General features: G+C 66.4%; 26 protein-coding genes. 14 read left to right on the top strand and 12 right to left on the bottom strand.

The window, feature by feature from the left end; translation table 11 throughout:
• Positions 1–3 precede the first annotated feature (3 nt).
• On the bottom strand, positions 4–612 hold the full coding sequence (locus ACFC0O_RS30905) for a helix-turn-helix domain-containing protein (protein WP_375964110.1): 609 nt from the start codon (positions 610–612) through the stop codon (positions 4–6).
• Between the two features lie 57 nt (positions 613–669).
• On the opposite strand from ACFC0O_RS30905, the gene ACFC0O_RS30900 reads away from it, so the two are divergent.
• Complete coding sequence (locus ACFC0O_RS30900) at positions 670–1,035, top strand: DUF4345 domain-containing protein (RefSeq protein ID WP_375964107.1); 366 nt, start codon at positions 670–672, stop codon at positions 1,033–1,035.
• 45 nt (positions 1,036–1,080) lie between these two features.
• On the opposite strand, the gene ACFC0O_RS30895 is transcribed toward ACFC0O_RS30900, so the two are convergent.
• From ACFC0O_RS30895 to ACFC0O_RS30850, 10 genes are all read right to left on the bottom strand, one after another.
• Positions 1,081–1,884, bottom strand: a complete 804-nt coding sequence (locus ACFC0O_RS30895) for an ABC transporter permease (protein WP_375964105.1) — start codon at positions 1,882–1,884, stop codon at positions 1,081–1,083.
• Positions 1,881–2,702: an ABC transporter permease gene (locus ACFC0O_RS30890; RefSeq protein WP_375964103.1), complete on the bottom strand. Its 822-nt coding sequence runs from the start codon at positions 2,700–2,702 to the stop codon at positions 1,881–1,883. Before ACFC0O_RS30890 ends, ACFC0O_RS30895 begins: the two co-directional genes overlap by 4 nt.
• A complete protein-coding gene (locus ACFC0O_RS30885) occupies positions 2,699–3,493 on the bottom strand; it encodes an ABC transporter ATP-binding protein (protein ID WP_375964101.1) in 795 nt (264 codons plus the stop codon). Before ACFC0O_RS30885 ends, ACFC0O_RS30890 begins: the two co-directional genes overlap by 4 nt.
• A gap of 99 nt (positions 3,494–3,592) precedes the next feature.
• The gene (locus ACFC0O_RS30880; protein ID WP_375964099.1) at positions 3,593–4,000 is read right to left on the bottom strand and encodes a hypothetical protein; all 408 of its coding nucleotides are present in this window, start codon (positions 3,998–4,000) and stop codon (positions 3,593–3,595) included.
• Between the two features lie 115 nt (positions 4,001–4,115).
• Entirely contained in the window at positions 4,116–5,048 is a 933-nt protein-coding gene (locus ACFC0O_RS30875; RefSeq protein ID WP_375964097.1) for a hexose kinase, read from the bottom strand.
• 106 nt (positions 5,049–5,154) lie between these two features.
• Positions 5,155–6,003: a class II fructose-bisphosphate aldolase gene (locus ACFC0O_RS30870; RefSeq protein WP_364649375.1), complete on the bottom strand. Its 849-nt coding sequence runs from the start codon at positions 6,001–6,003 to the stop codon at positions 5,155–5,157.
• Positions 6,004–6,011: 8 nt separating this feature from the next.
• Positions 6,012–7,052, bottom strand: coding sequence for a PfkB family carbohydrate kinase (locus tag ACFC0O_RS30865; protein ID WP_375964094.1), 1,041 nt, complete (start codon positions 7,050–7,052; stop codon positions 6,012–6,014).
• The gene (locus tag ACFC0O_RS30860; RefSeq protein WP_375964092.1) at positions 7,049–8,224 is read right to left on the bottom strand and encodes an N-acetylglucosamine-6-phosphate deacetylase; all 1,176 of its coding nucleotides are present in this window, start codon (positions 8,222–8,224) and stop codon (positions 7,049–7,051) included. Before ACFC0O_RS30860 ends, ACFC0O_RS30865 begins: the two co-directional genes overlap by 4 nt.
• A gap of 205 nt (positions 8,225–8,429) precedes the next feature.
• The gene (locus ACFC0O_RS30855; RefSeq protein ID WP_375964090.1) at positions 8,430–9,413 is read right to left on the bottom strand and encodes an ROK family protein; all 984 of its coding nucleotides are present in this window, start codon (positions 9,411–9,413) and stop codon (positions 8,430–8,432) included.
• A 44-nt stretch (positions 9,414–9,457) separates the two neighbouring features.
• Positions 9,458–10,402 (bottom strand): SIS domain-containing protein, encoded by a 945-nt coding sequence (locus ACFC0O_RS30850; protein ID WP_375964088.1) that lies wholly within the window; start codon positions 10,400–10,402, stop codon positions 9,458–9,460.
• A gap of 120 nt (positions 10,403–10,522) precedes the next feature.
• On the opposite strand from ACFC0O_RS30850, the gene ACFC0O_RS30845 reads away from it, so the two are divergent.
• The 8 genes from ACFC0O_RS30845 to ACFC0O_RS30810 all read left to right on the top strand — a co-directional run bounded on the left by ACFC0O_RS30845 (position 10,523) and on the right by ACFC0O_RS30810 (position 19,076).
• Positions 10,523–11,776, top strand: coding sequence for an extracellular solute-binding protein (locus ACFC0O_RS30845; RefSeq protein WP_375964086.1), 1,254 nt, complete (start codon positions 10,523–10,525; stop codon positions 11,774–11,776).
• The gene (locus ACFC0O_RS30840) at positions 11,773–12,669 is read left to right on the top strand and encodes a carbohydrate ABC transporter permease (RefSeq protein WP_375964083.1); all 897 of its coding nucleotides are present in this window, start codon (positions 11,773–11,775) and stop codon (positions 12,667–12,669) included. Before ACFC0O_RS30845 ends, ACFC0O_RS30840 begins: the two co-directional genes overlap by 4 nt.
• Positions 12,666–13,550: a carbohydrate ABC transporter permease gene (locus tag ACFC0O_RS30835; RefSeq protein WP_375964080.1), complete on the top strand. Its 885-nt coding sequence runs from the start codon at positions 12,666–12,668 to the stop codon at positions 13,548–13,550. The genes ACFC0O_RS30840 and ACFC0O_RS30835 overlap by 4 nt, the downstream gene beginning before the upstream one ends.
• Positions 13,547–14,335, top strand: a complete 789-nt coding sequence (locus ACFC0O_RS30830; RefSeq protein WP_375964078.1) for a DeoR/GlpR family DNA-binding transcription regulator — start codon at positions 13,547–13,549, stop codon at positions 14,333–14,335. The genes ACFC0O_RS30835 and ACFC0O_RS30830 overlap by 4 nt, the downstream gene beginning before the upstream one ends.
• A 263-nt stretch (positions 14,336–14,598) precedes the next feature.
• Positions 14,599–16,200 (top strand): CocE/NonD family hydrolase, encoded by a 1,602-nt coding sequence (locus ACFC0O_RS30825; RefSeq protein ID WP_375964076.1) that lies wholly within the window; start codon positions 14,599–14,601, stop codon positions 16,198–16,200.
• Positions 16,201–16,205: 5 nt separating this feature from the next.
• Complete coding sequence (locus ACFC0O_RS30820) at positions 16,206–17,726, top strand: glycoside hydrolase family 20 protein (RefSeq protein WP_375964073.1); 1,521 nt, start codon at positions 16,206–16,208, stop codon at positions 17,724–17,726.
• Positions 17,727–17,737: 11 nt separating this feature from the next.
• Entirely contained in the window at positions 17,738–18,574 is an 837-nt protein-coding gene (locus tag ACFC0O_RS30815) for an esterase/lipase family protein (protein WP_375964071.1), read from the top strand.
• 49 nt (positions 18,575–18,623) lie between these two features.
• Positions 18,624–19,076, top strand: a complete 453-nt coding sequence (locus ACFC0O_RS30810) for a DUF4254 domain-containing protein (protein WP_364649402.1) — start codon at positions 18,624–18,626, stop codon at positions 19,074–19,076.
• A gap of 318 nt (positions 19,077–19,394) precedes the next feature.
• Here ACFC0O_RS30810 and ACFC0O_RS30805 read toward each other — a convergent pair whose 3' ends face one another.
• On the bottom strand, positions 19,395–20,930 hold the full coding sequence (locus tag ACFC0O_RS30805; protein ID WP_375964067.1) for an ATP-dependent DNA ligase: 1,536 nt from the start codon (positions 20,928–20,930) through the stop codon (positions 19,395–19,397).
• Between the two features lie 127 nt (positions 20,931–21,057).
• Here ACFC0O_RS30805 and ramB point away from each other — a divergent pair, with 127 nt between their 5' ends.
• The 5 genes from ramB (at position 21,058) to ACFC0O_RS30780 (ending at position 25,024) form a co-directional block, all read left to right on the top strand.
• Positions 21,058–22,467, top strand: a complete 1,410-nt coding sequence (gene ramB, locus ACFC0O_RS30800) for an acetate metabolism transcriptional regulator RamB (RefSeq protein WP_364649408.1) — start codon at positions 21,058–21,060, stop codon at positions 22,465–22,467.
• A gap of 146 nt (positions 22,468–22,613) precedes the next feature.
• Positions 22,614–22,961 (top strand): YbaB/EbfC family nucleoid-associated protein, encoded by a 348-nt coding sequence (locus ACFC0O_RS30795; protein WP_375964065.1) that lies wholly within the window; start codon positions 22,614–22,616, stop codon positions 22,959–22,961.
• A 16-nt stretch (positions 22,962–22,977) separates the two neighbouring features.
• Positions 22,978–23,286, top strand: a complete 309-nt coding sequence (locus ACFC0O_RS30790) for a type VII secretion target (RefSeq protein ID WP_375964063.1) — start codon at positions 22,978–22,980, stop codon at positions 23,284–23,286.
• A complete protein-coding gene (locus ACFC0O_RS30785; protein WP_375964061.1) occupies positions 23,283–24,488 on the top strand; it encodes a DUF6973 domain-containing protein in 1,206 nt (401 codons plus the stop codon). Before ACFC0O_RS30790 ends, ACFC0O_RS30785 begins: the two co-directional genes overlap by 4 nt.
• 38 nt (positions 24,489–24,526) lie before the next feature.
• Positions 24,527–25,024: a hypothetical protein gene (locus tag ACFC0O_RS30780; RefSeq protein ID WP_375964059.1), complete on the top strand. Its 498-nt coding sequence runs from the start codon at positions 24,527–24,529 to the stop codon at positions 25,022–25,024.
• Positions 25,025–25,303: the final 279 nt, after the last annotated feature.

The following is a 25,303-nucleotide window of genomic DNA, read 5'->3' as shown; positions in this document are numbered from 1 at the left end:
GACTCAGGGTTCGTCACCGCACACCACCAATCGCGTGTTCGGCAGCAGCGCACCGGCGGTCAGCCCGAACATGGCGTGGAAGGTATCGCTGAAATGGCTCGGTGAGGCGAATCCGGCGTCGACGGCCGCGGTGGTGAAATCGGCTCCCGCCGCCACCGCGCGCATGACCTGCGCCATGCGCGCCCAGTTCCGGTAGCGGCGGAAGCTGGTGCCGGTCTCGGCGGAGAACAGGTGCAGGAATCGCGAGACCGAGAGATTGGCGTCCGCGGCCAGTTCGGCGGCGGCCGGGTTCATCGCGATATCGGCGCGAATCGTCTTCAGCGCGGCCGTGATTCGCGCATCCATCGCGACCGGATCGATGTACTGGAACAGCATGCGCTCACCGCCCGCGATCACCTGATGGGTGGTGCGCGGCGGAATCAGCGCACTGCGCAGCACCTGTTCGTCATCGCCGATGCGCAGCGTGAACGGCGCGTCGACGCCGATCACCAGGCAGTGCACCGAACCGGAGTGCGGGTCCAGGCGCAGCGACGGCCCGAGGTAGACCGCATACCCCGGCCCGAGCCACACCGTGGCCGGGTAGCACGTTTCCGGAAGCGGGTCGGCGGGCACAGCGCCGATCATCGCATGGTGGCCGCAGCGGGCGGCGCATCGTTTCCGGGAGGTCCCATGGGCACCGTTCTGATCCTCGTCGTCGCGGCGTTCTTCCTGCTGATGGGCCTGTACGCGCTGGCCGTGCCCGCGGCGCTGGCGCAGCCGTTCGGTATTCGCATCGAGTCGCCGGTGGCGCGTTCGGAGATCCGGGCCGTCTACGGCGGGTTCGGGCTGGCCATCGCGGCGCTGCTGGGTGCGACCGCCGCCGACGTGGGCGATATCCGCCCGGGTGCGGTCGTCGCGGTGGCGGCGGCGCTGGGCGGAATGGCGTTGGGGCGCATCATCTCCCGGTTGCTGGGCGATGCCACCGGCTTCTATCCCAACTGGTTCTACTGCGGCGTCGAGATCGTCGCGGCCGGGCTGCTGCTGCTCGCGCGCTGAGCCGAGCGCGGTCTGTCGCAGGGCAGATCGCGGCCTGCCGCGGGGCTAATCGCGGCCCTGTTGCGGAGCGAACCGCGCCAGCACGAGTTTCTCCAGCACGCCGACCACCGCGTACGCGAACACCGAGACGACGGTGACCAGCGCGATGGACGCCCACAGCCGGTTGTATTGGAACGTCGGGATGGCGCGAATCAGCCCCGCGCCCAATCCCGTTCCGCTGCCCAGCCATTCGCCCAGTAGCGCGCCGATGAGCGCACCCGGAACCGAGACCCGGGCGGCCGCGAACACCGAGGGCAGCGCCGCGGGCACGGACACCATGCGCATGGCGGTCCAGCGCGAACCGCCGTACGCGGCAACGAGTTCCATCGCCTGTTTCGGCGCTCCGCGCAACGCCGTCATGATCATGACGAGCGCCGGGAAGAACACCACGATGGCCGCCATGACGGTGACGCCGAGCAGCCCGCGCCCGAATACCAGCACGATGATCGGGGTCAGCGCGACCAGCGGCACCGACCGCAGCAGCATGGCCACCGGCAGGAACGCCTGCGATACCGCCGGAACGCCGACGAACAGCGCCGCCACCGCGAGCGCACCGCCGAGACCGGCGATGAACCCGATTCCCGCGTCGCGCAGCGTGATTCGCAGCTCCGCGAAGATGGCGTGCCGGGCGGTCCCGGAGGTAGGCCCGGTGACCAGGTACTTCCACACATCGCCCGGACTCTTGCCGACCAGCCCGACCTGTGGATAGAGCTGTAGGAAGCCGTACCAGAGCACGACCAGCAGGATCAGCGAAACCACCAGCGGCAGTAGGAATCCGGCAATGGGCCGCAGGATGTTCAGGGCTTTCATCGCACCTCTGCTCGGGTCCAGGGCAGGGCGGCGCGGGCGATCAGGGCGACCACCGCGTATCCGAGCCCGGCGAGTGCGGCGGCGGCCAGGGCCATGCCCCAGGTGCGCGGCACGTTGTACGCGGTCTGCGCGGCGGTCAGCGCGACGCCGATACCGCTGTCCACCCCGCCCAGATATTCGCCGATGATCGCGCCGAGCACCGCCGAGGGTGCGGCGATCTTCAACGCCGCCAAGGTATTCGGCAGCGCCGACACCAATTGCACGCGCCGCATGCGCTGCCAGCGGCCGCCGCCGTAGGCGCGCACCAGGTCCAAGCTGGTGCCGTCGGCCGAGCGCAGGCCGGAGACCGCGCCGACCATGGTCGGGAAGAAGCAGTACATGGCGGCCAGGAAGACGGTCGGCGTGCGCCCGCCGAAGACCACCAGGATGATCGGCCCGAGCGCCAGCAGCGGGGTGCAGTAGCTCAGGATGGCCAGCTGGGTGACGAGCATTTCGATCGGCGGGATCAGCACCACCAGCAGCGCCAGCACGATGGCGAGGGTGTTCCCCCACACGAAACCTTGGAGCGCGCCCCAGGCGGTCACCTTGAAGTTCGGCCCGTACAGGGACCAGCCGTCGGTGTACATGGTGTGCAGCACCTGCCACGGTCCCGGCACGGTGCCATTGGCCACGTGCAGTGCGGCGAGCACCGCCCACACTCCCACCAGGATCACGATGCCCGCGAGGCCGCCGAGCGTGGAGATGCGCAGTTGCCCGCGCAGCGCGCTCAGCGCACCGCGCGGCTCGTCCCGCACCGATTCGGTTGCCGTACTTGTCATTCGGTCACCACCCCGCCCTGTCCGGTGCGCCCGAACAGCAGTTCGGAGAGATAGTCGCAGAGTTTGTGGAATTCGGTGGTGCGCATCATTTCCGGGGTGCGCGGGCGCGGCAGATCGATATCGACCACCTCGACCACGCGGCCCGGGCGCGGGCTCATCACCGCGACCACATCGGAGAGGAAGACGGCTTCGGCGATGCCGTGCGTGACCATCAGTGTGGTGGCGGGCTTTTCGGTCCAGATGCGCAGCAGTTCCAGATTGAGCCGTTGCCGGGTCATATCGTCGAGTGCGCCGAAGGGTTCGTCCAGCAGCAGGATCTTGGGTTTCACCACCAGCGCGCGGGCGATCGAAACCCGTTGCCGCATACCGCCGGAGAGCTGCGCGGGTTTGGCCTTCTCGAAGCCCTCGAGTCCGACCAGCGCGATCAGGTCCGCGATCAGTCCGGGATCGGCGGGCAGTCCGGCGACCTGGAGAGGCAGTTTGATATTGGATTCGACGGTGCGCCAGGGCAGCAGCGCCGAATCCTGGAAGGCGATGCCGAATTCATGTCTGCGCCGCAGTTCGGCGGGTGTCTCACCATTGATGCGGGCGGTGCCCGCGCTCGGGGTGTCGAGTCCGGCGAGGATGCGCAGGATGGTGGATTTCCCGCAGCCGGACGGGCCGAGCAACGACAGGAACGCGCCCTCGTCGGTATGCAGGTCGACCGAATCCAGTGCGGCGACGCTGCGCCGCCCGGAGCGGAAGGTCTTGCTCAAACCGCTGATGTGTATGCCTGTTCCGCCCGAGCTCATAGGGTCACGATAGGAGCAGGGAATTGCACCGAGATTGCGAATCGGCAGACTTGATTTCGAGCCTGTTACGACTGACGCCCGAATCCGGTTACCGAACCCTCACCAGCCGGACGGTTCGAACCAGTCCCGGGCTTCCCGGCGAAACAGCAGCACTATCACCACGAGTGAGGTGATCGGCCCGAGCGGCCCCGGCGGATGCCCGTCGGTGATCGACGGCACCGTCCACAGCATATTGAGCACGGCCAGCAGAATCGCGCCGATGCGCACCGACTGCCCCTCGGACTGAAAGGTCAACGCCACCAGCCCGAGCAGCCACGCCGGGATGAAGGGAATCGCGGTCTGGATGGCGGAACTACTTCCCAGCAACCAGCCGGAGGAGGCCGTGCACAGGATTCCGACCAGGGCCATGAGCACCGCGATGAACTGTGCCGCGCGCACCGCCCGCGGCATCCGGTACGTCTCGTCCACTCCCTGTCCGTGGTCGGACGGGGTCCGCAGATCCGGCATCCCAGCGAATTTACCCCGCCGGGCCGAGCCGATCCGGTCACCACGCCGCCGTGCGAGAGTGCCGTGCGCCACCTGTCCACAGTCATGCACAGCCGCCGTGGGGATTACCCGCTAACTATGAGCGAGCGGCCACCGGTTCCAATTCGGTGACTCGAACGGTCGGCATCAAGCGGTCGCGCAGTACCCGGTCGATCTCGCCCGCGACCGGAATGACAACGGCGGCGGCCGAAGTGGCGACGGCGTCGGTGAGCAGGGCGGGCCAGTTGGGGGTGCGGGTGCCCGCGAGGCCCGCGATGATGGCCGCCACCGCGGCGTCGCCCGCGCCGGTGGGGTTGCCCGCGAGGGGTTCGGGCAGGGCGGCGGACCACGCGCGATTGGCGGTGACCGCGATCATGCCCGCACCGCCGCGGGTCACGATGACCGCGCCCGCGCCGTCGGCGATGAGCGGGTCGACCGCCGCCAGCACCTCCGGGACGGTGGTGGCGGGGCGGCCGGTGAGTCGTTCCAGCTCTTCGGTATTGGGGGTCAGGATGATCCCGGGTACCCGCGCGGAGAGTTCCAGCGCCGCACCGTCGAGGTCGCAGATGGTGGGCACCCCGGCGTGCACGGCGGTGCGGGCGAGTTCGGCGGGCAGGCCGGGATCGACGCCGCCGGGTAGTGATCCGGCGATGACCATGCCGCTCATATCCGAGAGCATGCCCGCGACCCGTACCCGCAGTTGATCGACCGCGTGCGGTTCGGAGATGCGCGGTCCGGGTTCCCAGAGCGCGGTGGCGGTGCCGTCCCCGGATTCGCTGATCACCACGGTGCGCCGCACCCAGGGCAGGGCGTGCACGAAGTCGACGGGCATCTCCAATTCGGCCGCGGCGGCGAAGGAGTGGTCGGAGAATCCGGTGGCGCGGGCGTATTTGCCCAGCTGATTCAGTACCCGATTGACATTGATGCCGCGGCCGCCGAGCCGCTGATCCACCGAGCGCACCCGGTGTGCGCGGCCCCGTTCGAACTGCTCGACCCGATAGGTCATGTCGTAGGCGGGGTTCATGGTCACGGTGAGGATCACCCTGACAACTAGTTCATGTCAGCACAACGGGCGCAAGACCCAAACCTCGCGAATGGGCAGTGAAAGGGTTCGCAAAGGCGGCAGTCCGGGCCGATCAGTTCGGTACGGCCCGCAGGATTCTGGTGCCGAGTACGCGGAGGTGATGTTCCACATCGCGCTGTATGCCGATCCGCCCCGGGCCCAGATACTTTCGCGGATCGGAGCTGGCAGGGGCCGCCGCCAGCGCGGTGCGGACCGCTTCGGTGAGCGCGATATTGAGCCGGGTGCCGATATTGATCTTCACCATGCCGTGCCGCACGGCAGACCGCAGGCCATCATCGGGCACACCGGAGGAACCGTGCAAGACCAACGGGATATCCAGCGCCTTCGCCAACCTCGCAATGAGATCGGTGTCCAGGGTCGCGGCGCGGGTCTGCATGGCGTGCGTCGAACCGACCGCGACGGCGAGCGCGTCCACCCCGGTCGCGGCGGCGAAGGCCACCGCCTCGTCCGGATCGGTGCGCACGCCCGGGACGTGCGCGCCGTTCTTGCCGCCGACCTCACCCAGCTCGGCCTCGACGTAGACCTCGCGCTCATGACACCAGCGCGCGATCTCCGCTGTGACAGCGACATTCTCGGCATAGTCGAGCGCCGCCCCGTCGTACATGACCGAGCCGATCCCGACCTCGACGGCCTCCTTGATCAGGTCGATCTCGGTGGCATGGTCCAGATGCACCGCGAGCGCCGCCGAACTGTCCTGCGCGATCTGCAGGCAGGCGCGGGCCAGCGGTTTCACACTCCCGTGATAGCGCGCGGTGTTCTCCGAAATCTGCAGGATCGCGGGCCTTTCCACGGCTTCCGCGGCGGCGGCGATGGCCTCGGCGTGTTCGAGGGTGATCACATTGAACGCGCCGAGTCCGCCCGGCCGGGCCAGTTCGATCAGTCGTGGAATCGGGGTGAGCATGAATTCTCCTAGTAGAGCCAGGTGTTCCACTCCCGCACCCGAATCTCCGGAATGAGGCGGGCGCGTAGGTCGAGATCGATCTCCCCCGCCACCGGCCGGGCCACGGCCGCGGCGGAGGTTGCCACCACCTCGGCGACCAGTGCGGGCCAATCGAGTTCGGGCGCACCGAGCCACCCGGGCGGGACGGTCGCCAGAAACGGCAGCTCCGGCGGAATATGGCGCGGAAGTTTGGGCAGCGCCGCCAACCCCGCGATGAGCGCGGCGGCGGCCGCATCCCCCGCCCCGGTCGGATTCCCGCTGATCTCGGCGGGTGGCGCGGCGGACCAGCCCTTACCGCGCACCATCGCGAACACCCCGTCCCGGCCGCGCGTCGCGACGATCACCGCCGCCCCCGACTTCTGTAGCGGCTGCACCACATCCAGCAGCCGCCCCGGATCGTCCGGCACAGCTCCGACCGGCGCGGCACGGTCGCCCGCGACCCCGCCCAGTAGCGCGGCGAGTTCGTCTGCGTTCGGCATGAGCACGACGCCCTCGACCTTGGCGGCCTGCCGCAGGGCTTCGCCGTCGACATCGCAGATGACCGGTACGTCGGCGCGGATCGCGAGGCGGGCCAGGGCGGCGGGGAAGGCGGGGTCGAGACCGGCGGGTAGTGAGCCGGAGATGACCAGGCCGCGTGCCTGCGGCAGCCGGGCGGCGATGCGGTCTTTCAGGTCGTCGGGGGCGGCCGGATCATTCAGTGCCGCACCGGGTTCCCACAGGCCGGTGGTGGTGCCGTCGGCCTCGCTGAGCACGACCGTGCGCCGCACGAACGGGAGCGCTTCGACGAAATCGACCGGCAGTTCCGCCGCGGCCGCGCGGGCGAAGGCCGCATCGGCGAATCCCATCGCCACGACCTCGTGCCCGAGCGCGCGAAGTACCCGGGCGACATTCAAGCCCTTACCACCGACTCGCTGTTCGACCGCCGGAATGCGCTGCACCGCAGCGTATTCGAACTTCTCCAGCCGATAGGTGAGGTCGTAGGCAGGATTCATGGTGACCGTGAGGATCACGACAACCACCGCCCGCGATGCAGTACCCGGCGCAATGCCAACTGCTCGTCCACGGCGATGATGTCGGCGTATCCGCCCGGCTTGATATCCCCGATATCGGTGAGCCCGGCCGTGGTCGCCGGGGTCATGGTGGCGGCGCGCACCGAATCATCCAGGGACGCACCGCATTCCCACACCGCCCAGGCCACGCAGCGCAGCAGATGCGCGGTGCCACCGGCGATGGACCCGCTCGCGATGCGCGCCACACCCTCGCTGACCTGAACCTCCTGCGGTCCGAGCCGGTACGCGCCGTCCGGCATTCCGGCCGCGGACATGGCATCGGTGATGAGTGCGATCCGCTGTGGGGCGGCGGCGAAAACCAGTGCGCCGAAACCGGCGTCGACATGTACCCCGTCGCCGATGAGTTCCACGGTGGCGTGCCCGCGCGCGGCGGCCGCGACGGCGGCCGCCACCGGCCCGCCCGATCGATGATGCAGCGGCCGCATTCCGTTGGCGAGATGCGTGACCGAGCGGGCAACACCGTTGGGCTGCACGGCATCCCGGAAGACTCCGAACTCGGCGTCGGTATGCCCGAGCGAGACGGTCACCCCGTGATCGGCGAGCAGACTCGCCACGGTGGCGTACCCGTCCCGTTCGGGTGCCATGGTCATGATGCGCAGATGCCCGCCCGCAGCTTCGAGCAACCGCCGCGCCAGCACCGGATCTGGATCACTGAGATAGCGCGCATCCTGTGCGCCACAGCGGGTTTCGGAGAGGAACGGCCCTTCGGCGTATATCCCGCCGATCACCCCGTCCTGCGCCAGCTCCCGCAGCGCCGCCGCCTGCGCGACCATATCGTCGGGCGCGGCCGTAACTATCCCCGCTAGCACGGTGGTGCTCCCCCGCGACCGGTGATACGCCGCCGCCCCGGCGGCCTCCTCCTGATCGACCGTATCGAACCGATGCCCCGCCCCACCGTGCACATGAATGTCCACCAACCCCGGCAACAGCATCCCCTCGAACGGCAACTCCCCCGACCCGGGATGCGTCACCGCCCACTGCTCATGCGTCCGCACCGCGATAATCCGTTCCCCCAGAACGGATATCACCCCATCCTCAACCACATGGCTCGGCGCGAAAACCCGCCCGCGAATATGCACCCCGGCATCCACCGCGAAGCTAGGCACACTCACCGCAGCGTCCTCGACTTCAGCCTTCCGCCGCGACCTGCTCCGACTAGACCGACTCATACCCCCACCCCATCCATATATCGCCCAACACCACGCCGCCCGGCGTCGCAACGCGACCGCCCCTCGTCATCCCGGCGTGCTTTTGGCCGGGATCCACACCGGCCGCGCACCAGCGGATTTCGGTGCGATGGTGAGCTCAGCCCGCGCCTCATGCCAGCACCCCGTACCGCGCGAAGAGCGCCGCGCCGGTGAGGCCCGCGCGAGCGCCGAAGGCTCCCAACACCACTTCGGGCGCGGGGACGACGCGCAGCCGTGCGGCGAGCGCATCGCGCAGGGGCTGGGCGAGCGCTTCACCCGCACCGGCGAGACCGCCGCCCAGCACGATGCGTTCGGGGCAGGCGGCGTGGATGACACCGAGCAGGCCGTCCGCGAGTGCGTCGACGGCATCGTCCACCACGGCGCGCGCGTGCTCGTCGTACACGCGCGTACCGCCATCGCGTGCGTCGGCATCGTCCCCGCCGTCCGCAAGTCGCTCGAATACCATTGCCGCGCTGTCACATTCGATACCCGTTCGCCGGGTGTAGGCGCGCGCTATCGCAGCGGCCGAGGCGACCGTTTCCACGCAGCCGGTATTGCCGCAGGGGCAGGGCAGTCCGTCCGGCCGCACCGCGATATGCCCGTACTCCCCGGCCTGCCCGATCCCGCCGCGCACGAATCGCCCTCCGACGGAGAGGGTTCCGCTGATCCCGGTGCCGATGATGACCACGCACACACTGTCACGATCACCACCCGCCCCGAAGCGCCATTCGGCCCATCCGGCGGCCGCGACATCGTGTTCGATCACCACCGGCATGGCCCACCGTTCGGTGAAGCGCGAGCCGACTTCGATATCCCGCCATCCCACATTCGCGCTGAACACCGCGATGGAATTGGCCGTATCGACCACCCCGGGCAGCAGCACCGCCGCCCGTTCCACGCGCGCCCGCTCCGATTCGGAGAGCTTGTCCAGCAACGCGTCTCCGAGCGTCAGCATGGCGTCGAAGGCGGCCGGACCGCGCGGGGTGGCGACGTCACCGGCGGCGAGCACCGCGCCCGCGGCATCGCTGATCTCGGCCTTGATGGTGGTGCCGCCGACGTCGAGGCCCAGTACCAGGGCCTGCGGGCCGAGTCCGATGACGGGTTGCAGGTTCATATCGGGCTCCGATCGGACGAACACGCTCAGGCTCACATCATGACTCAGAAATCGAGGACCACTGAGCGAGTGAGGCTACGCGGATGATCGGGATCCAGCCCGATATCGGCGGCACGCAGTACGCAGAGCCGATGTACTCGAACCAGATCCGCCATCGGATCGATATCCCGATGCTCGAGGTGCGCGCCGGTGGCGGCGATATCGGCGGTGAAGCCGGGCAGCAGCGGTCCGAGCGCCCAGACCGCGCGGCCGGGCGCGGCAATGCTGATCGGCCCGTGCCGGTATTCGGTGGCGAGGTAGGACTCGGTCCAGGACTGGCAGGATTCGCGCAGTTTGAGCGCGGCCTCGTCCGCGAGCGCAGCGGCGAATCCCATTCCGGTGAAGGTGATCTGGTCGGCGTATCGCACGTCGGCGAGCGCGGTCGCGGGCTCCTCGGCCAATACCGCGCGGGCCTGCGCGATCACCGGGGTGAGGTCTTCGCCCAAACTCCAGCGCAGGATGGCCAGGGTGGTGGTGGCGAACCGGGTCTGCACCACCGACCGCTCGTCCACCTCGTCGATGAGGATCGAATCGCCAAGGGCGAGAACGGGTGTGCCCGGGCTCGAGCAGATGATCACGCGCGGTGTCCCGGCCGGGAGCGCGCGCACCGCGTCGATCACCTCGGTGGTGGTGCCGGAGCGGCAGATGATGACGTAGCGGTCGTACTCGCGCCCGATCGGCGGTTGCCCGGCGGGCCAGGCGTCGGTGAGTCCGTGTCCGGTGCGCTCGCGCAGCGCGGCGTAGGCCCGCGCCATGAAAAGCGAGGTGCCGCAACCGATCGCGGCCACGCGTTCGCCGGATGCGGGCAGCAGTGCGCGATTTCGCTCGGCGATGACTCGCGCGTGGACCCAGTTGTCCGGCTGCGAGGCGATCTCGGTGGAGAGGTGGGTGGCTGGGGTGTGTTCGGCGGAGGACAGCACCAGCCCAGCGTGCGCCCAGTGATCGTTCATGTCAAATTTACAGCCAAAGTAGTCACAATCAATCACGGCTGGGTTAGATTCGACAACGATCACCCGGTCGACCCATCATCCCCCGTTTGACCCGGGTGTGTGTATCGAAAGGTTCGACAAGTGAAAAGACGTCTCCATCGGACACTCACCGGCGTAGCCGTGCTCACCGCGGCGGTGCTGGCCGCCTCGTCCTGCGGCTTCGGTTCCAAGAGCTCCGACGATAACGACCCGAACACCGTCAAACTGCTCGTGCCCTCCTACAGCGATGGCGCGCACGGCACCAAGGCGCTGTGGGACAACATCATCAGCGGATTCCACGACAAGAATCCGGGCATCAAGGTCGATCTCCAGATCGAGTCCTGGAACAGCATCAATGACGTGGTGCGCACCAAACTGCAATCGCAGTCCACCACCCCGGACATCCTGAACATCGACGCGTACTCCACCTTCGCCAAGGACAAACTGCTCTACTCGGCCAAGGAGGTCACCTCCGACGCCACCCTGGCCGATATCCAGCCCGCCTTCGCACAGAACGCGACCATCGACGGAACCCAGTGGGCGCTACCGCTGTTCGCCTCCACCCGCACGCTGTTCTACAACTCCGAGCTATTCGAGAAAGCGGGCATCACCACCCCGCCCAAGACCTGGGCCGAACTCACCGACGACGCCAAGAAGATCCAGGCGCTCGGCGGCGGCGTCTCCGGTTACGGGCTGCCGCTGGGAAGTGAAGAGGCACAGGGCGAAACTTCCATCTGGACCTTCGGCGCGGGCGGAAACTGGTCCGACGGCGGCAATCTCACCATCGACACCCCGCAGAACCTGGCCGGCGTGAAGGCCATGAAGGCAATCGCCGATGCCGGTGTGACACAGCCGAATCCGGGCGCGACCGACCGCAAGGACGTGATCAACGCCTTCATCCAGGGCAAGATCGGCATGATCGAGGGCCTGCCCCCGGTGCTCGGCATGATCAGCGATAAGAATCCGGCGCTGAAGTACGCCACCGCGCCCTCGCCCACCGAGACCGGCGCACCCGTCACGCTCGGCGTGGCAGATCATCTGATGGCGTTCAAGAAGGACGGCAAGAAGCAGGACTCCATCCGCAAGTTCCTGGACTACTTCTACACCGCCGACGTGTACTCGAACTTCGTCAAGAGCGAGCACTTCATCCCGATCACCAAGAGCGCGGTCACCGCACTGGCCGACGATCCGGTGACCAAGATCTTCGCCGCCACCCTCCCGGTCGCGAAGTTCTACCCGAGCAACAATCCCAAATGGGGTGCGGTGCAGGGCGCGATCAAACAGCAGATGGGCACCATCGCGCAGGGCGCGGATCCGGCCGATGTGCTGAAGAAGATCACGCAGGCGGCGAGTTGAGCAGGCGGACAACACGATTCACGGCGGGGCTGGCCGCCCTGCCGTGGATCGGCCCGGTGCTGGTGCTGATCGCGGCGATCGTGGTCTTCCCCGCCGGGTACATGCTGTGGACCAGCACCCGGGCGCTGAGCCCGTACGGGCAGGATCAGGGTCCGGCCGGATTCGCCAACTACCGCAGGCTTTTCGCGATTCCGGAGCTCGGGCCGATCCTGGTGCACACGGTGGTGTGGGTGGTGGCGGTGGTCGGATTGACGCTGCTGCTCTCGGCCGCGCTGGCGCAATTCCTGAACAAGGATTTCCCGGGTCGCACCGCGGTGCGGATGGCGGTGCTGGTGCCGTGGGCGGCGTCGGTGGTGATGACGACGACGATCTTCTACTACCTGCTCGATCCGGATGTCGGCATCGTGAACCGGTTCCTGGTCGATATCGGCCTGCTCGATCGCGGTTACGGTTTCACCAAACAGCCGACGCAGGCGTTCATCGTGGCGGTCGTGGTCGGCGTATTCGTCTCGGTACCCTTCACCACGTACACGATTCTGGCCGGGCTGCAATCGATTCCGGCCGAGGTGCAGGAGGCGGGCCGGGTGGACGGCGCGAATTCCTGGCAGCGCTATCGGCACATCACGCTGCCGCAGCTGCGCCCGGCGATCGCGGTCGCCGCCATCATCAACATCATCAACGTCTTCAATTCGCTGCCCATCCTGCAGGTCCTGACCGGCAGCATCGCGGGCTTCTCCGCCGACACCACAACCACCTTGACGTTCAAGCTGATTCGGCAGAACCAGCAGGTCGATACGGCCGCCGCCATGAGCGTGCTGAACTTCGTGCTGATCGTGGTGATCATCGCGATCTACGTGAAGGTGATCCGCCCGACCGAGCAGGTGGACGCATGACGATCGCAGCGCCGCTGCCGCACGAACAGCGCAAGCCGGACGCCCGCACACCGCGACGCAAACGGCGGCGCTGGGAACTCACCGCGGTGGGTGTCCTACTCGCGGCGATCTTCCTGATCCCGTACATCGTGATGGTGCTGGGTTCGCTGAAATCGCGCGCCGAGATCCTGCACATCCCGCCGACGTATCTGCCGCAGCAGTGGCATCCGGACAACTACTCCACCATGTGGAACACCCCGGAAACCCCGCTGGCGTTCAATATGGTCAGCACCATCGTCATCTCGGTGGCGGCAACCCTGCTGGTCCTCCTCGTGGCGATCCCCGCCGCGTATTACACCGCGCGCCGCCGCTTTCCGGGCCGCGTGGCCTTCCTGGGCCTGGTGCTGATCACCCAGATGCTGCAACCGACCGTGCTGGTGACCGGCCTGATCCGGGAGTTCTTCACCCTCGGCATCAATGACACCTGGCTGGCCATGATCCTGGTGAACTCCGCCTTCAACCTGTCCTTCGCGGTCTGGATCCTGCACAGCTTCTTCGCCTCGGTCCCGGTCGAGATCGAGGAGGCCGCCCAACTCGACGGCCTGTCCCGCCTGCAAATCCTCACCCGGGTCAGCCTGCCCCTGGTCTGGCCCGGCATAGTGACCGCCACCATCTTCACCGTGGTCGCCTGCTGGAACGAATTCGCCGCCAGCCTGGTCATTCTCACCACCCCGGAGAATCAGCCACTGTCCGTAGCCCTCACCAAATTCATCGGCCAGTACGACACGGCTTGGCAATACGTCTTCGCCATCTCTACGGTCGGTATCGTGCCGGTCGTCATCCTCTTCGCAGTTATCGAAAAACGCCTGGTCGCCGGTCTCACCGCGGGAAGCGTGAAATGACCGCAGCGGCCGATAGGCCCATGCGCTGGAACCGTCTGCTGGAGTTGCTCGCCGAGGCGGGGCGGCTCTCGGTGGAGGAGGCGTCCGAGCGACTCGGCGTCTCCCCCGCCACGGTGCGGCGGGACTTCACGGCGCTGGCCGAGCAGCAGTTGGCGACGCGGACGCACGGGGGGATCGTGGCCACCTCGGTGGCCTATGACCTGCCCGCGCGGTATCGGCTCGGGGATGAGGCGAAGCAGCGGATCGCGGAACATGCTGCGGGGCTTATCGATACGCATGCTGTGGTGGGCTTGAACGGGGGGACGACGACCACCGCGGTCGCGCGGGCGCTGGCGACACGGCCGGATCTTGCGACCGCCACCGATGAGCGGTTGACGCTGGTCACCAATGCGCTGAATATCGCGGCGGAGATGGTGTTGCGGCCGTATCTGCGGACCATCTGCCTGGGCGGGATGGCGCGGCGGGAGTCGTATGAGCTGCATGGGCCGCTGGCCGAGCGGTCGCTGGCCGAATTGCGTTTGGACACGGTGATTCTCGGGGTGAACGCGATCTCGGTGGAGGGTGGGGCGCAGTGCACCCACCTGGACGAGTCGGGGGTGAACGCCGAAATGGTGCGCCGCGCACAGCATGTCATCGCGGTGGCGACCTCGGACAAACTGCATCGCACCGCGCTGGCGCGGATCTGTCCCATCGACCGGATTCACGTGCTGGTCACCGACAGCGATGCCGATCCGGAATCGGTGGCCGAACTGCGCGCCGCCGGGGTCCGGGTGGACCTCGTCTGAGCCAGTGAAAACCGGAACTTCCCCGGGTACTGCCGCGTCCAGATTGAATGATTGTTAATGATCGATTTCTCTATAGACAGAGCAGAAATGCGCACTTACTCTCGGATGCACCGATAAATCCGGCGCTGTCTCAGAGGACTTCTCATGCATGAACTGCCCGCCCCAGATCTGATCGGCACGATCCTCGGATATCTGCTCATGTCACCGATGTCGTTGCTGCACAACCTCGGTCAACTGCTCGCGACCCTGCGGTGAGGGCGGCCATGCGAACACCACTGCTCGGCGCGCTCGCCGCCGCACTGCTCGCCACCGGCAGCGCGGTATGCCTCGCACCCGCCGCCGCCGTGCCGATTCCCGGCGGACAGGCGACCACGCTCTTCCTGCCCGGGGCGGACGGGGTGCCGATCAACGCGGTGATCACCGCACCGCCGGATCTGGCCGAGCATAGGAACCCGCTGGTACTGCAACCTTCCGGCTGGGGCATGCCCGCGGTCGGGAGCATCGGATCGGCGTACAAGCTCTCCAGCGGAGAGGGATTCGTCTCCATCGAATACACCGCGCGCGGTATGTACCTGTCCGGCGGTGAGGTCGACCTGCTGGGTGAGAAGGATGCCGAGGACGCGTCGGCGCTCATCGACTGGGCCATCGCGAACCTCAATATCGACCCGGATCGCATCGCCATCGCGGGCGGATCGTACGGCGCGGGCATGAGTTTGATCGCGGCGGCGCATGATCCGCGCATCAAGGCGATCGTGGCCGATTCCCCGCCCGGTGATGTCACCGAGGCGCTCGCACCCAATGGCACGCCCAAGACCGGCGGGCCGATCGCGCTCACCGTCGCGGGCGCGGCCACCAATCGATTCAGCCCGGAACTGGTGACGCACGGGCTCGACGCCATCGTGAACCACAATGCCAACGCCTTTGCCGCACTGCCGAATCGGCATCTGCTGGCCAAGGCGATCCCGCAGCTCAATGCCAATGGCACGGCGGTGTTCCTGGCGCACGACTGGCAGGACAGCCTGCTGCCGGTCGGGCCGATCTACTCCATGTTCGATCAGCTGACCGGGCCCAAGATGCTGTACGTGGTGCCCGGTGATCACTCCACCGGCGGCGGTGCGGGCGGTGTCGCCGGACTGCCGAATTCGATCTGGGACGCGGGTCTGCGCTGGCTGGATCACTACGTCAACGGGGCCGACAACGGTATCGACCGGGAACCGACGGTCAATATCCAGCCCGCCAATACGGTGAGCCTGCTGCCCGATCCGGCTGCGCTGGTGCACTTCTCGTCGGTCGGTGCGGCGGAGATCGCGGCGCGCGAGTTCGCGCTGTCCGCGCCCGGCGGCGGGGTCATGGGGGCGGATCCCGGCGAATCATGGAGTCAGGCAATGATTTCCACGCCGACCACCGCCGTCGCCGCGATCCCGTATGTCACCGGCTCGCTGGCGCAATTGGGGCTGGCCCCGGCCATTCCGCTCGGCACCGTGGACCGTAACGCGGCGGGGGTATGGCGCACCGAGCCGTTCGCCGGTGGCGGCGTGCTGTCCGGTACACCGCACCTGCGCATTACCGCCGCACCGCCCGGGCCGGATCTCACCATGATCGGCATCCTCTACGACGAGAGCCCGGACGGCACCGGCAAGACCATCAGCTACTGGCCGATCACCCGGCATGGTCTCACGCCCGGTGTGCCCGCCACGCTGGAATGGGACCTCGCGCCGACGTATTGGAATCTCGCGCCCGGGCACCGGCTGACGCTCACCGTCACCACCCAGGATCCGATCCCGTTCGAGAGTTCGACGCCGATGGGGAGCACGGTCGTCTTCGGTTCGCCGTCGGCGGTCGAGCTTCCGGTCAGCGGATCGTGAAATCGTTGCGGCACAGTGGGGCCGGAAAGCCGGGTGCGCTCGCGGTGCTGGCGGCGGTGGCACTGTGCACCGTCGCCCCCGGCGCACGGGCCGACATCGCCACCCTTCCGATCAGTGTGCCGAGCGTGCACGAGTTCGCCGCCGGATCAGGCAGTTTCACGCTCGGCGGAGCGGCGCGAATTCTCGCCCCGGGCCCCGCCGCATCGATTGCCGCGCGTTTCGCGGCCGAGATGAACCGAGCCGGGCGCACCATCACGGAGGGGAATGGCGTGCCCGGGCCCGGTGATGTGGTGTTGCGCATCGACGATTCCGGACCCGAACGCCCGGAGTCCTATCGCATCGAGATCGGCGCGGCGATCACCGCCACCACGCGGAGCGCAGCGGGCGCGATACACGCGACACAGACTCTGCTGCAATGGTTTTCCCAATCCGCCACGGTGCCCACCGGAACCGTGACGGATTGGCCGGACTACCGCGAGCGCGGGATGCTGCTGGATCTGGGTCGCAAGTTCCTCACCGTCGACTGGATCAAGCAGCGCATTCGGGAGATGGCGTACTACCGGATGAACCTGCTGCAACTGCATCTCTCGGATCACTACGGCTTCCGGCTGGAAAGCCGATCACATCCCGAGATCACCTCACCGGAGCATTACAGCCGCGCCGATATCGCCGAAATCATCGCCTACGCGGGCGAATACGGTATCGAGGTGGTGCCGGAGATCGGCTTCCCCGGACATATGAACGCCATCCTCGCAGCGCATCCCGACTTGATCCTGCACCCGGCCACCACCGGTCCCCTGGACGCCGTCACGGACAGCGTGCTGAGCGGTTCCGCCGACGGGCGCATCGATCTGTCGAATCCCCGCGCCCGGCCGCTCATCGAAGATCTACTGCGCGAATACCTTCCGCTGTTTCCCGGCCGCTATTTCCATCTCGGCGGCGATGAGTACGTCAGCGATTACAGTCGCTATCCACAGCTAGGAGGCCCGGAGCTGGTCGCGGAGACCTTCAACTGGGCCAATGACATCGTGCGTTCGTACGGTAAGACGGCGCGCATCTGGAATGACGGCATCCCGCGCGACAGCCGTATCCCCGTCGACAATTCGATCATCGTCGATCATTGGACGGCCGGAAACGGCCTGCTGCCGTGGATCGGAACCGACGGCGGTCCGGAACAACTCGCCGACCGCGGCTACACGCTGAGCAATGCCGCCTTCACCCCCACATATTGGGCTACCGGCGGCTACGCCGCACCGCTGAACTCCCCGCCGGAACTGCTGTACGCCTGGGATCCGGGCCTTTTCGTGAACGGCACCCGGCTGCGCCCGGATCAGCAATCCCAGCTGCTCGGCGCGAAACTCTGTATCTGGGCCGATGATCCGACCACCATGACCGAACAGCAGATGATCGCCCCGGTACTGACTCGCCTGCCGATCATGGCTCAGCAATTATGGAGCGGGACAAAGAATATCGAGTACGGCGAATTCACTTCCGCCGTGCGTACCGTCGGGCTCCCGCACGACTGAACCGAGGATCCATGCGTCACATCATCCGGGCCGCACGCACCGCCGCGAAGACCGTACTGGCGGGCGGCATCGCGGTAGCGCTGACGGGTTCCGCGACCTTGATCGGTACGGTCGCCGCCTCGGCAGAGGCGGCGCAGACCTGTCATCCGAGTGCGGAGCATCCGTATCCGGTGGTGCTGCTGCACGGTACGGCGGACGACGCCACCGCGTGGAATGTGCTGGGCCCCAGGCTGACCGATGCCGGATACTGCGTCTTCGCGCCCAGCTACGGCAAGGATTCGCCGCTGATTCCGTTCGGCGGTATCGCCGCGGTGCGGAGTTCGGCCGATGAGATGGCGGCCTATATCGACGGCGTACTGGCCGCGACCGGTGCGAGCCGAGTGGATATCGTCGGGCATTCACAGGGCGGCACCATTGCCGAGTACTACGCCAAGAACCTGGGCCGGGCGGCGAATGTGCACGCGGCGTTGCTGCTGTCGCCGGTCAGTCACGGCACCACGCTCGGCGGCGTCACCGAGCTCGCGAATCAGGTTCCGGCACTGCGCGATGCCGCCGATCGACTCGTGCTGCCCGTCGTCTGCGCCGCCTGCGCGGACCTCGAGGTGGGTTCGGATCTCACCCGCGCCCTGAACGACGGTCCGATCGCGCAGCCCGGCGTGCACTACGCGGTGCTCGCCACGCGTGACGACACCATCAGTACGCCGGCGGGCGGTGCGTCATTCCTCGAAGAGCCCGGTGTCCGAAACGAATACGTTCAGGATTTGAGCCCGGGCGTGGTGACACACAAGGACATGCCCAGGAATGACACGGTGATCGCGTGGGTGTCGGCGCAACTCGCCGCAAATTGATCAATCGTCCGCGAATGTCGTTGCCAATCGGAGATATTCGCGTAGCAGGATGGCCGCCGTGCCTCTGCTCCCGCCGAAACATCTGCTGCTGCAGGCTTGCCGCGGCCTCCCGCCCGAAGATCGACACCCGGTGCTGCACTGCGCGGGCTTATTGGCGGATCTGCACGAGAAGCGACTGACCGCGGAAGCCGGGGCGACCGGGCTGATCGACCACGAACGAGCCCGCATGGTGCTCGATATCGACCGGTGGGTGGCGATGGAACTGCCCAAGGCCGACCGCGACGCCCAACTGCACACCGAGACCGTCGGCACCGTGATCGATCGGCTCGCGCAATTCTCGGCGCTGGCCTACCTGACACTCGCGTACGCCGATGAGGCCATGCACGAGGCGGCGACGCGACTGCGCGAACTCGCCCTGGCCTACGAACATCTGGCGACCGAATTGGCCGCGGGCCGACGCCGACTGCCCAATCTGACCGGGAATCGCGAATACGAGTACTGATCGCCCGGATACGGGACTGACCACAGCGCGGATCGACTATCGATCACCGCGCGAATTCGTGTCGTCGACGGCGCCCGGCGAGGGTACGGGACGCCGTCGACAGCACAGGTGAGCCATGCGCAACCCACCGTCGAGACCCGGGCCAGGGTTTACAGCGAACAGAACCCGCGTGGGAGTGCGGTGGCAGTGCCCGTTCGCTGTTACCTGACAACCACCAGGCTCGAGCTCGACCTATGAATCGTGCGCCGCGAAGCTCGGAACCGGCATCCATCCCGCTGTGAACTTCCTGGGAACCGGGGTCCGGGGCGTAACGCCTGGTCAGTCGGCCGGTGCGGCGGCGGAGGGTTCCGGGAGCAGGGCTCGCAGGGTGCCGATGGTGTCGGCCTGATGCGGTTCCTTATCGGGGCGATACCGGACCACGCGGGCGAAGCGCAGTGCCAGGCCGCCCGGGTAGCGGGGGCTGACCTGGACGCCGTCGATGGCGATCTCGACCACCAACTCCGGCCACAGGTAGACGGTGGTGCCGTCGCGCTCGCGCTCATGACGCGGGAATTCCGCTGTCTGCCACTGCAATAGCGCATCGGTGAGGCCCTTGAAGGTCTTGCCGACCATGATCGGCTCGCCACCGTCCGGATCCCGTGCGCCCAGATGCAGGTTCGACAGGTATCCGGTGCGACGGCCGTAACCCCATTCCGCGCCCAGCACGATCAGATCCAGGGTGTGCGTGGGTTTGATCTTCAGCCAGGACCGTCCGCGCCGCCCCGCCGCATAGGGCGCATCCAGGGCCTTGATCATGATGCCCTCGTGCCCGGCGGCCAGCGCACCGTCGAAGTATTCGGCGGCGGCCTCGGCATCGGGGGCGATGAGCGCCGGAATGCTCAGCGCGCCAGCGACTTTCGTGAGCGCGGCGCGGCGCTCCCGCAGTGGCGCGTCCAGCAGATCGACACCGTCCAGATGCAGGCAGTCGAAGAAGTACGGGTGCAGCAGCAATTCCTGCGCGGTCGCCGCGCCGAACCGGCTCATGGTCTCCTGGAAAGGACGTGGGCGACCGGAATCGTTGAGCGCCAAGGTCTCCCCGTCCAGCACCACACTCGTGCAGTCGAGTTCCCTTACCCGCCCGACCAATTCGGGGACGCTCTTGGTGATATCGCGCAGTGTGCGGGTGAATACCCACACCTGATCGCCGTCCCGGTGCACCTGAATGCGCGCACCATCCATTTTGTGCTCGACGCTGACGTCACCGTCGAATTCCGACATGGCCTCATCGAGTGCCGCACCCGGCGACGCGAGCATCGGCTGAATGGGCCGCCCCACCTCGAGCCGGAACGCCTCCAGTGCCGCCACCCCGCCGGTCGACGCCGCGACCGCGGTCACCGGTAGTCGCCCGGACAGCATGTGTGCCCGCCGCACCGCGTCGATGGGCACCTCGAACGCCTTGGCCACCGCCTCTGCGACGATCGCGGTCAGCGCCCCCTGCCGCATCTCCCCGGTCAGCAGCCGCAGCACGAAATCGTGTTCCTCGCTCGTCGCGGCGCTGAACAATTTCGCCAGTAATTCTCGCCTGCGCGCCGTCGACCCGCTGCCGCCGACGCCCGCGAGCTCGGTGAACACCCGATCCGCCTCGCCGACCGTGAGCGTCGAGTCCGCCGCGGATTCGACCTCCATCGTGGTCAGCGTCCGCCACCCGGTGCCGATTCGCCCCTGCGGCAGCTCCCCGGAAACCCAGGCCACCACCTGGGCGAGTTCATCTGGTCCGGCCTGGCCGAGCAGTTCGGCCAGGGTTGCGATCTTGATCTTTCGCGATGAAGTCGCGCGTACCGCCCGCAACGCCTCGACCACTTGCGACAAATACATCACCCGACGGTAACGCCGACGTCCGACACATCGGGGACCTTCCGCCGAGCGTCCCTGTGACGCACCCCTCAGCAAGGGTGTTAATTCCGGGTTGGCAGGGTTGCGAAACCGCCCATAAACTGGGCGCATGGCCAAGACTTTCGTCGGTGCGCGGCTGCGTCAGCTGCGCACCGAACGCGGGCTGAGTCAGGTCTCCCTCGCCAAGAAGCTGGAGATTTCGGCCAGCTACCTCAACCAGATCGAACATGACGTCCGCCCGCTCACCGTACCGGTCCTGCTGCGCATCAGCGAGGTCTTCGGGGTGGACGCCGGATTCTTCTCCTCCCAGGACGACACCCGGCTCATCGCCGAACTCCAGGAAGTCGTCATGGACCAGGAATTGAGCATCGAGGCCGATGCCCAGGAAATCGCCGAAATGGTTTCCGCGCACCCGGGTTTGGCGCGCGCCATGGTGAATATGCATCGCCGCTATCGCAATACCACCGCGCAGCTGGCCGCGGCCACCGAGGATCGTTTCGCCGACGGCAGCGGTTCCGGGGCCATCTCCAAACCGCACGAGGAAGTGCGCGACTACTTCTATCAGCGGCAGAACTATATTCACGAATTGGATACCGCCGCAGAGGAACTCGCCACCAGAATGCGCTTCCACGGCGGCGATCTGAAACGCGAGATCGCGCGCCGCCTCACCACCGCGCACGGTGTGCAGATCGTCGAGCGCATCGATCTGGGCGACGGGATGCTGCACAGATACGATCCGGAATCGCGCCGCCTGGAAATCGCGCCGCATCTGTCTGGCGGGCAGCGGGTATTCAAGCTCGCCGCCGAACTCGCCTATCTGGAGTGCGGGGATCTCATCGAGAAGCTGGTCGAGGAAGGCAATTTCTCCAGTCCGGAGTCCCGGGTGCTGGCCAAGCTCGGCCTGGCCAACTACTTCGCCGCCGCAACGGTGTTGCCCTACAGCCACTTTCATGAAATGGCTGAGGATTTCCGCTACGACATCGAACGCCTCTCGGCCTTCTTCACCCAGTCGTACGAGACCATCTGCCACCGGCTCTCGACCCTGCAACGTCCCCGCCTGCGCGGCGTCCCGTTCTCCTTCGTCCGCGTCGATCGCGCGGGCAATATGTCGAAACGCCAGTCCGCCACCGGCTTTCACTTCTCCTCCAGCGGCGGCACCTGCCCCCTGTGGAATGTCTACGAGACCTTCGCCTATCCGGCGAAGATCATGACCCAGATCGCCCAGATGCCGGACGGCCGCAAATACCTCTGGGTGGCCCGCACCGTCGAACGCCGCGCCACCCGCTACGGCGAACCCAGCAAGGTGTTCGCCATCGGCCTCGGCTGCGAACTCCGGCACGCGAGCCGCGTCGTCTACGCCGACGGCCTGGATCTCAACGAGCCCAAGGCCACCCCCATCGGCGCGGGCTGCCGCGTCTGCGAACGCTCCAACTGCCCGCAACGCGCCTTCCCACCCCTGGGCAAAACCCTCGACATCAGCGAACACCGCAGTTCGATATCCCCGTACGTCATTCAATGAGACAAGCATGGCGTACCCCACAGCACGACGTGGCCGGACCGGCGCGTTTGTGTTGCAACGTTGGACATCAGGCCTTTAGTGTTGGTTGTCCGTCGCTCGGGTAGCGACCGGAGTCAGATCTGAGAAAGTTGGGGGATATTCGGGGGATGGTTGATGACGAGATGCTTGCCGAACGTGCCGACCGAATCGATGCCGCGATCGCGAAGGTGCGCGGACGGGCCCGATCGTCCGGTGGTCTGGTTGTCGTGGAAGTCGACGCCTACAAAATGATCACCGATCTCCGAATTACGCCGCATGCGATGAGCAGCGATCCCGCTCGGCTGGCGACCGTAATCGCGGCCCTGCACAAGCAGGCATCCGAGCAAGTCGAGGCCGCTGCCGAACAGGCGTTTGCCGAGGCGACCACGGAACGCGCGACAGCGCCCGCCGCAGCGTCCTCCGAGTGGGAAGACCCGAACGAATTCGGATCATCCCCCATTACCTTCTCGATGTGACGGGATGCGTTGACACATGGTCGGATTCGATCCGGAACGAATGAGGCAGCTCGCAACCTTCGTGCGGGAACGCGCCGATGCCATCGCGGGGAAAGTTCCGGTGGCGAATGAAAGTCGACTCGCGGCTATCGATGAAGGCAAGGGAATGAAAGGCTCCCGCATCGCGGTCACAATCTCCGAGACCGTGTTGACCCTGGATACGGTGATGAAATATCACGTCACCAAGCTGCGGCAGGTCGCGGACACGACCGATGCGGCCGCCACCGCAGCCGAGGGGATGGATGGTGCCAACGCAGGCAATATACAGAAGGCTGGACCGCGGTGACGGATGGCAACCTGACCGTTCCGATCGTGCTCGGCTGGAATCTGAAGCATCTGCGTGACGTGGTGGACACCCTGACGAAGGTGGGACCGGAGATCGAGACCGAAATGGTTTCGGCTGCAACACGTATCGACAAGTCGGATGAATACTTCATCGGCGAAGGGGGCGACGCCGCTCGCACTCGGGGCGCCACGGACAAGACCGACGGCCTCGGGACAGTAGATGTTTACGCGGCACTCGCAGACGAGATCACCGGTGTCTGCAACACATTCCAGGTCGAAATCGCACGGATGCAGATCGCGGCCGCCAAGACCGCCGCCTCCAAATGGGATCTCTTCTACAAGGATGACGGCGAGGTTGTCTCGCGAAAATCCAACTGGGAGACTGCGAAGAGCAACTGGATGAACCCGGTCAGCGCCATCGCCGCCAAAGAGTTGGAGGAGACCGTCCTGACCAGGATGTTCAGAGAGGCACTCGCGAACGTCCTCGAACAGGATGCCAAAACCGCGAGCATTGCCGGAGTCCTGGAGAAGCTGACCGATTCGGTGAAGATCGGGATGGCGAACATCCCCACCGACCCGAAGCTCGCAAACATCCTGCTGAATTTCCAGGTGAACCCCGAGGACATGGAGGTATGGCCGAGTGGCATTGTCCTCCAATCCATCCTGGCCGTCGATCCCACCTTCACGCCGGATGCCATGACCAAATCCGAGGTGACAGCCCTGGAAAAACTGCTCGTGCGGGAAGGGCCTGCGGGATTGGTCGACTTCTACAGCATCAAGAAGATGGCGACACAAGCCGCGAACGAGAGCGACTTCAGCGCGACCGTGAACGACGGTCAGGGCGACGCGTTTCGCCACACATACTGGAACGCGCTGCTCACCAGGAGATTCGGCGAGACGTTCGCCGACGAGTATGCGACATCACATGAGGGGGGCGCTGGTCAGCCGTCCCATCGGGAAGCGATGGATCTGTACAACAACAGCATCGGACGGCAAATAGGGGCGGACAACCCCACTGCATCGCCAGAAGACTTGAAGAGCAAAGTAACGCAGGCGATCAACGACGGGAAGGCGGTCATCATCGGGAAAGAGAACCCTGGCGCCACGCCACAGATCATGTGGAGCAACCAGATTCCCAAGGACCATCCCGAGCTACAGGGCCTGCCGACGGACCTATATGTACCGCTGCCGGGGAAACAATGAGGACAACCCGCATCAGGTGCTTCATTCCACTGGTTGCCGTGACGGCATCAATTCTCGGCGGCTGCTCGCTCGTGGGTACGCACGATGACAGCAAGCCGGCCTGTACGGCGGGGTTCGACATCGGTCGCGCGGCCGAGACACTCGGATCCGCCGACCGCTTCTTCACCGAGTATCAGAACGCCGAGAAACGCGCCGAGCCAGTTCGACTGGGCGATATCACCCGGGCTGCCGGATGGTCCGACGACTGGGTGCGAATGGTCGAGGTGCCGCCGAACATCACCGAACGTGACCTGAATCGCGACGCGGGCACGTCCGAGAATTGTTGGAAGGGACTTCCGCGGGGGGACGGCAGTGATCACACGGTGTACGGGTACTACCTGTTCGTGAAAAACGAAGGTGGTCCGATGAAGACCGTGCCCGTGCAGTCGGTGCGCTGGCCGAAAGCGGTTCGCGTGGTCGGATTCGAGAATCGCAGAGCACTGGCCATCGACACACTGCTGCTCCCGGACCATGGCGGGCTGGTTCCGGCGCCGTAAACCGATGCCGCGGGTGCGAGACCCTTCGCGGAACGACATCTCACAATCCTGATCGGGCCGGAGCCAGCTCACGCTGGCCCGGCCCGATCGTTTTTCGGCCTCTCATCTGCGGTCATAGCAGAGGTGATCGACTCGAAGTCCGTTGCGGTGAGCGGAAATTCACGGCTATGAAACATCGGCAATCGGACTGTCATCGAGAGTCATTCCGGCGCAATACTTCCCGTTTACGGTTCCCCTCACGAATACAGCGGTTGTATACGCGGCCGTATTCGCAAGCGA

The organism is Nocardia sp. NPDC056100, assembly GCF_042266325.1.
GTDB lineage: Bacteria > Actinomycetota > Actinomycetes > Mycobacteriales > Mycobacteriaceae > Nocardia.
The sequence above is the reverse complement of the archived record's forward strand: the minus strand, read 5'-3'. Positions and strand labels throughout refer to the sequence as shown.

Bases quoted from the DNA above. Each gene is read 5' to 3' on its own strand.
- ACFC0O_RS30900 (WP_375964107.1), top strand. From the start codon at position 670: ATGGGCACCGTTCTGATCCTCGTCGTCGCGGCGTTCTTCCTGCTGATG.
- ACFC0O_RS30895 (WP_375964105.1), bottom strand. From the start codon at position 1,884: ATGAAAGCCCTGAACATCCTGCGGCCCATTGCCGGATTCCTACTGCCG.
- ACFC0O_RS30890 (WP_375964103.1), bottom strand. From the start codon at position 2,702: ATGACAAGTACGGCAACCGAATCGGTGCGGGACGAGCCGCGCGGTGCG.
- ACFC0O_RS30885 (WP_375964101.1), bottom strand. From the start codon at position 3,493: ATGAGCTCGGGCGGAACAGGCATACACATCAGCGGTTTGAGCAAGACC.
- ACFC0O_RS30880 (WP_375964099.1), bottom strand. From the start codon at position 4,000: ATGCCGGATCTGCGGACCCCGTCCGACCACGGACAGGGAGTGGACGAG.
- ACFC0O_RS30870 (WP_364649375.1), bottom strand. From the start codon at position 6,003: ATGCTCACCCCGATTCCACGACTGATCGAACTGGCCCGGCCGGGCGGA.
- ACFC0O_RS30855 (WP_375964090.1), bottom strand. From the start codon at position 9,413: ATGAACCTGCAACCCGTCATCGGACTCGGCCCGCAGGCCCTGGTACTG.
- ACFC0O_RS30850 (WP_375964088.1), bottom strand. From the start codon at position 10,402: ATGAACGATCACTGGGCGCACGCTGGGCTGGTGCTGTCCTCCGCCGAA.
- ACFC0O_RS30835 (WP_375964080.1), top strand. From the start codon at position 12,666: ATGACGATCGCAGCGCCGCTGCCGCACGAACAGCGCAAGCCGGACGCC.
- ACFC0O_RS30830 (WP_375964078.1), top strand. From the start codon at position 13,547: ATGACCGCAGCGGCCGATAGGCCCATGCGCTGGAACCGTCTGCTGGAG.
- ACFC0O_RS30825 (WP_375964076.1), top strand. From the start codon at position 14,599: ATGCGAACACCACTGCTCGGCGCGCTCGCCGCCGCACTGCTCGCCACC.
- ACFC0O_RS30815 (WP_375964071.1), top strand. From the start codon at position 17,738: ATGCGTCACATCATCCGGGCCGCACGCACCGCCGCGAAGACCGTACTG.
- ACFC0O_RS30810 (WP_364649402.1), top strand. From the start codon at position 18,624: ATGGCCGCCGTGCCTCTGCTCCCGCCGAAACATCTGCTGCTGCAGGCT.
- ACFC0O_RS30805 (WP_375964067.1), bottom strand. From the start codon at position 20,930: ATGTATTTGTCGCAAGTGGTCGAGGCGTTGCGGGCGGTACGCGCGACT.
- ramB (WP_364649408.1), top strand. From the start codon at position 21,058: ATGGCCAAGACTTTCGTCGGTGCGCGGCTGCGTCAGCTGCGCACCGAA.
- ACFC0O_RS30795 (WP_375964065.1), top strand. From the start codon at position 22,614: ATGGTTGATGACGAGATGCTTGCCGAACGTGCCGACCGAATCGATGCC.
- ACFC0O_RS30790 (WP_375964063.1), top strand. From the start codon at position 22,978: ATGGTCGGATTCGATCCGGAACGAATGAGGCAGCTCGCAACCTTCGTG.